Origin of the sequence: Komagataeibacter xylinus NBRC 15237 (genome assembly GCF_001571345.1) — a bacterium.
GTDB lineage: Bacteria > Pseudomonadota > Alphaproteobacteria > Acetobacterales > Acetobacteraceae > Komagataeibacter > Komagataeibacter xylinus.
In genome coordinates this window covers 1-2,347 of the sequence record NZ_BCTP01000108.1, presented here as the reverse complement: position 1 = coordinate 2,347, position 2,347 = coordinate 1, and the positions used below count along the sequence as shown (strand labels likewise).

Annotated in this window: 2 protein-coding genes and 1 pseudogene; 2 read left to right on the top strand and 1 reads right to left on the bottom strand. The window is 50.6% G+C overall.

The genetic code is table 11. The features are described from left to right. A partial coding sequence (locus GXY01S_RS16545) for a DUF736 domain-containing protein (RefSeq protein WP_456306312.1) occupies window positions 1–449 on the top strand: 449 nt, incomplete at its 5' end. Window positions 450–559: 110 nt separating this feature from the next. Here GXY01S_RS16545 and GXY01S_RS16540 read toward each other — a convergent pair. Continuing rightward, a pseudogene (locus GXY01S_RS16540) lies at window positions 560–742 on the bottom strand (DUF736 family protein); the annotation flags it as partial. Between the two features lie 862 nt (window positions 743–1,604). Between GXY01S_RS16540 and GXY01S_RS17775 the strand changes: the two are divergent. Then, window positions 1,605–2,347: sulfotransferase family protein (locus tag GXY01S_RS17775; protein WP_156470351.1), on the top strand; the 743-nt coding region annotated here is incomplete at its 3' end.

Sequence of the window (2,347 nt, the reverse complement as noted above, 5' to 3'; positions counted from 1 at the left end):
AGTTCTCAGTGAAAATCAACAAAAAGCCCGGCCGACGCCGTCCTCCGCTGCGCTGCGGCCCTACGGGTGCGGGCCAGCCGTCCCGTTGCCTGCAGACCGCCATCGAGGCCGCATGGGGCGGCGTCGATACTCTGACAGGAGATACGACAATGGCACAGATCGGCACCTTTACCCGCACCGAAGACGGCATCTTCAACGGCACGATCCGCACCCTCAACATCAACGTCAAGGCGACCATCCGGCCCGTAACCCGGGAGCATGACCGGGCTCCCGACTACCGGGTCGCCGCCAACGGGGTTGAACTCGGGGCCGGGTGGAGCCGGACCGCCAAGGACAGCGGTGCCGAATACCTCTCGCTCAAGCTCGATGACCCCTCCTTTAACGGGCCGGTCTACGCGAGCCTCGTGCAGGGCGACAACGGCGAGCACAAGCTCATCTGGTCGCGCTGACCACCTCCCGGCGCCCCGTCCAACGCGGGGCGCCGGTCTCTCACCACCCCGATATTATGCGGAGCAGAAACCAGTCCAAACCCGCAGAAAACCACCATCCCGGATCACCCGCTCCGCATAATCCCGGACTCCACATAATCCACGCGCCCCAGATAGACGCGGTAGTTGGGGGCATTGTCGTTGGCGCGGTTGGTCTCGGCCACCAGACGGACGTTGCGGGCCTGCAGGGCTAGGGTGACGATTTCGCCTTCGAAACCTTCGCCCACCTTCTTGAAGGAACCGATGTTAGCCATTGTCGTATCTCCATGCTGTTATCGGGCCGCGACCACCGTGGCCTCGATGGCGATCGACCAGCCGGAGGCGAGCGGCAGAGCACCCCGCAGGGGCCGCAGCGCAGCGGAGGACGGCAGGGCCGAAACTTTCTTGTCTCGCGAGGAATGACGGCGCAGCCGTCAGGGGAAGAAAGTTCTGGAACGCCGTTGCGGCCAGCCGATCGAGGCGCAGCCGGTCTTCGGCTAGATCAGCCATCCAACAGAGGCCATGGTGTGCGGCTCCGACGCCCCCCGGAGATACGATGCCGGCATGACCGGTCCATAAAGGTGGGACCATGCTGTCTGGAGCGAAATTGTCTCTACCCGCTAAAGGGTTCTGCAAAATCTGCTGGTCGTTTCCACAGCCAATCCGACATTATGCCCATCATCCGCGCCTGTTTATGGGCACGTTCGCACCGCGTCGCATGGCCCCGCCCCAGCACATGCACGCTCCATCGAAGCAGTCTGGACGATCCCTCCTTCACTACTGACGGACCAACCGTTTCACCGGTGAGGAGAGGGACTGCTGCTCCCCCGCCCGTTTCTCACCAAACGGAATATCAGCCTGACATAATAGTATAGTTTATAGCAGTCATCGGCTTACCGTTCTTCGCTATGGAGAATATTTTAAATTAATGAAATTTATTTCTTTAAATAGTTCATGCCACCAATATTTAGTAATAAATAATTTTACCATGATATTATTAATGAGTTATATATTAATAACTGAGTTTTATTATAATGAAAAATGACCAGATTTGATTGCTAAATGACCAGAACCGGGCAGACGCAGCATATACGCGACATTAAGTAACAGCTTTGGCACTTCTGAAACGAGTCTAAAATGTCATCAGAATTCATTTTCCATTGCATGTCGGGGCTACCGCGTTCAGGATCTACTCTTCTAGCCGCTATTTTAAGACAAAATCCAAATGTTCAGCACGCTGGGATTACGTCACCCGTATTACCCATGATAGTAAAAATATCTTCCATCATGGTTGAAGGAGAGTTAGTAACAGAATTTAATGAATCACAGCGCAAGAATTTAATTTATGGAATTATAAAAAACTACTATTTAAACAAAACATCTACACACAATAAAAATATTATTTTTGATAACCACCGTATGTGGTGCACTCGCTTAAATTTATTGGATTATATTGATCCAAATTCTAAAGTGATCTGTTGCGTTCGAGATCCTGTGTGGATTATTAATTCTTTTGAAAGAATTATTCAATCTGATCCATTGCTTGGTTCCCATCTGATCCCCATTGAATATCGCGGCACCTTGCATGAACGAGTTGAAGCTCTTCTTTCAAATGGAGGGGCATTCGGATATTGCTGGAAAGCGATTAGAGAAGCATTCTATAGCAAGTTTTCTAGAAAACTAATCATTGTAGACTATGACACCCTAACAAAAAGACCTAAAGAAACCTTAATAAGGTTAGAATCTATTTTAGGAATCAAGCACCACGTATATGATTTCAATAATATAAATTTTAATAGCGCGAACAGGTTTGATGAAAACTTAAATACTGTTGGACTTCACTCAGTCGGGAAACATATCCATCCCCCTTCGAGACACCT